This is a genomic window from Deltaproteobacteria bacterium (assembly GCA_019309045.1).
Taxonomy (GTDB): domain Bacteria; phylum Desulfobacterota; class Syntrophobacteria; order BM002; family BM002; genus JAFDGZ01.
The window spans coordinates 1-3,498 of record JAFDGZ010000162.1 but is presented as its reverse complement, the minus strand read 5'-3'; the positions used below and the strand labels follow the sequence as shown (position 1 = coordinate 3,498).

Genomic DNA, 3,498 nt, shown 5'->3' with positions numbered 1-3,498 from the left:
CTGCAGCTGATGATCGACAACAATCTGGACTTCGAGGTGGCTCTCTATCCCTATGAGCTCGTCACCTATGGAGAGACGGGCCAGGTCTGTCAGAACTGGATGCAGTACAGGTTGATCAAGAGATACCTGGAGGAGATCAGCGAGGAACAAACTCTGGTGGTGGCCTCCGGGCATCCCCTCGGTCTGTTCAGGTCGAGGCCGGAGAGCCCGCGGGTAATCATTACCAACGGCTTGATGGTGGGGATGTACGACAATCAGGCAGACTGGGAGATTGCCGCCCAGATGGGAGTGGCAAACTACGGCCAGATGACTGCCGGGGGCTGGATGTATATCGGACCCCAGGGCATTGTGCACGGCACCTACAACACCCTGCTCAATGCGGGCCGGATTCACTATGGTATAGGAGCCGAGGAAGACCTTGGCGGCTTGCTGTTTGTCTCCTCCGGTCTCGGGGGGATGAGCGGCGCGCAACCAAAGGCGGCGGAAATAGCCGGGGCAGTGGCCATTATTGCCGAGGTGGATTATTCTCGCATTGAAACGAGGCACAAACAGGGATGGGTGCAGAAGGTTTCGGCGGACAAACATGAGGTTTTCACCCTGGCCACCAGGGCTCTCGGCAAGAGGCAGCCGCTTTCCATTGCCTATTATGGCAATGTGGTTGATCTGCTGGAGTATGCGGTGCAGCAGAAAATACCCATCGACCTCCTTTCTGACCAGACCTCCTGCCACGCCGTGTATGAAGGCGGCTACTGTCCACAGGGGCTCACTTTCGAGGAGAGGACTCGTCTGCTCGAGTCAGACAGGGAAAGGTTCTGCCACCTCGTGGACAGGAGTCTGCGCCGGCATTTCGAATTCATCAAGATTCTGGTAGAAAGAGGAACCTATTTCTTTGACTACGGCAACTCCTTTATGAAGGCAGTCCTTGATGCCGGGGCTACGGAAATTGCCAGGAATGGCATCGATGAAAAGGACGGCTTTATCTTCCCTTCTTATGTGGAAGATATCATGGGGCCCCACATCTTTGATTATGGCTATGGCCCCTTCCGCTGGGTCTGTCTGAGCGGCAAACACGAAGACCTCATCAAAACCGACAGGGCTGCCATGGCGTGCATCGATCCCAACCGCAGAGGACAGGACAGGGATAATTACATCTGGATTCGCGAGGCGGAAAAATACCAGCTGGTAGTCGGCTCGAAGGCGAGGATCCTCTATCAAGATGCCCAGGGAAGAATACGCATCGCCCTGAAGTTCAATGAGATGGTTCGCCAGGGTGAGGTGGGACCCATCATGATCGGCAGGGATCACCACGACCCCGGGGGTACTGATTCCCCCTTGAGGGAAACCGCCAACATCACTGACGGCAGCAATGTGATGGCAGAGATGGCCACCCACTGCTTTGCTGGCAATGCCGCCCGGGGCATGACTCTGGTGGCCCTGCACAACGGCGGCGGCGTTGGCATTGGCAGGGCCATAAACGGCGGCTTCGGCCTGGTGCTGGACGGCAGCGACAGGGTGGACGAAATCATTCGTGCCGCCATTTCGTGGGATGTGCTGGGTGGAGTTGCCAGGCGAGCCTGGGCCCGCAATGAGCACTCGATCCAGGTAAGCATGGAGCACAACAGAGAGAGCAAGGGTCTGGATCACATTACCATTCCCTATGTGGCTGACCACGATCTGGTGGCCAGAGTGGTGGCCAAAGGTCTGGCGGAGAGCGGCAAATAAGGCGCTGTTCGTTGCCCTCACGGCGAAAGGAAAATCTGCCCATGGCAAAGCTTGTTGAGTGCGTTCCTAATTTCAGCGAAGGAAGAAGGCCTGAAGTTATCGAAGCTATCGTGGAGCCGCTGCGAAAGAAGAAAGGGTGCTGGCTTGTCGATTACCGGGCCGACCAGGACCACAACCGCCTGGTGGCGACTGTGGTAGGTGCGCCGGCAGCAGTTGAAGATGCGGTTCTGGAGGCTGCCAGGGTGGCGATTGCCAAGATCGACCTGGAGAGCCATAGCGGCGGGCATCCGCGAATTGGCGCTGTCGATGTGATTCCTTTTGTGCCCCTGCGCAATATTTCCATGGAGGAGTGCGTCAGCAGGAGCCGCAGCTTTGGCAGCAGGTATTATGAGGAAACAGGGGTGCCAGTGTACTTTTACGAGGAGGCAGCGCTGCGGCCTGATCGACGGAAGCTGGAGACAATAAGGAAAGGCCAGTACGAAGCCCTCAAGGCAGAGGTGAGTAAACCAGAAAGGCAGCCCGATGTGGGAGAGGCCAGGCTGCACGCCACTGCAGGTGCCACAGTGATCGGCGCCAGAAAGTTCCTGGTGGCCTTCAACGTCAACCTGGCAACCCCTGATGTGGAGGTTGCCCGCCGGATTGCCGGGGCAGTCAAGGCCGCCAGCGGCGGTCTTGGCCATGTAAAGGCCATTGGCCTCTCCCTGGAGAAACGCGGCCTGGTGCAGGTAAGCATGAACATTGTGGATTATGAGAAGAATGCCCTCTACCGGGTGCTGGAACTGGTCAGAATGGAAGCCAGGAGGTGGGGGGTGGCGGTTGTTGAAACAGAAGTGTATGGCATGGTTCCCGCGGCAGCACTTCTTGACAGTGCATCCTATTATATGCAGCTTGCCGGCTTCAGCGTGGATCAGGTGCTAGAGCTCCGCTTGCTGGAAATGCTCGGAAACGAGGAGACATAATGAAAAAGCTTTTCAGAAATGCCCGGATTGTCACACCCTGTGACCAGGGATCACCACTTTGCGGCAGACGCCAGGGCGAGGTGCGGGTGTTCGACAATGGCGCCCTGCTGTGCAAGAATGGCCTCGTTGCAGCAGTGGGAGAGGAGCAAGAAGTGTTGGCTTCTCCTGAGGTGGACGGGGTGGAGCTCGAAGTGGACTGCGGTGGACTCTGCCTGATGCCGGGCTTTGTGGACCCCCATACTCATATGTGCTTCGGCGGCAGGCGGGAGCAGGAGTTTGCCCTTCGAGTGGCCGGCACAGATTATCTGGAGATTCTGCAGCGCGGTGGCGGCATCCTGTCCTCGGTGAAGAGCGTCCGGGGGGTGTCTGAAGACGAGCTCTTTTACATGACGCTGGAACATGCACTTTCAGCCATGAGCTATGGCACCACGACCCTGGAGATAAAGAGCGGCTATGGCCTGGAAACCGCTGAAGAGTTAAAAATGCTCAGAATAATAGATCGCCTCGGCAGGGAGACACCTCTGGATGTAGTAGCCACTTTTCTCGGGGCGCATGCAATTCCCGAAGAGTACAGCGGCAATGCTGACGGCTATGTGGACTGTCTGTTGACCGAGATGATCCCCGCGGTAGCCGAACAGGCAATAGCCAAGTTCTGCGACGTGTTCTGTGAGAAGCATGTCTTCTCAATAGACCAGAGTCGCCGCATATTGCAGGCTGCAAGAAACGCTGGTATGGGATTGAAGATTCATGCCGACGAGGTGCACGATCTGGGCGGCGCCGGCCTGGCAGCGGAAGTCGGGGCTGTTTCGGCAGAGCA

The 3,498-nt window shown here is 57.2% G+C and carries 3 protein-coding genes; all 3 read left to right on the top strand.

The window, feature by feature from the left end:
* The coding region (locus JRI89_17120) for a urocanate hydratase (protein MBW2072952.1) at positions 1–1,722 on the top strand (1,722 nt) is incomplete at its 5' end.
* A 41-nt stretch (positions 1,723–1,763) separates the two neighbouring features.
* Complete coding sequence (gene ftcD / locus JRI89_17115; protein ID MBW2072951.1) at positions 1,764–2,681, top strand: glutamate formimidoyltransferase; 918 nt, start codon at positions 1,764–1,766, stop codon at positions 2,679–2,681.
* The coding region (locus tag JRI89_17110; GenBank protein MBW2072950.1) for an imidazolonepropionase at positions 2,681–3,498 on the top strand (818 nt) is incomplete at its 3' end. The genes ftcD and JRI89_17110, both read left to right, overlap by 1 nt.

What these genes read in the sequence shown, in the direction of transcription:
- ftcD (MBW2072951.1), top strand. Translation starts at nt 1,764, where the DNA reads ATGGCAAAGCTTGTTGAGTGCGTTCCTAATTTCAGCGAAGGAAGAAGG.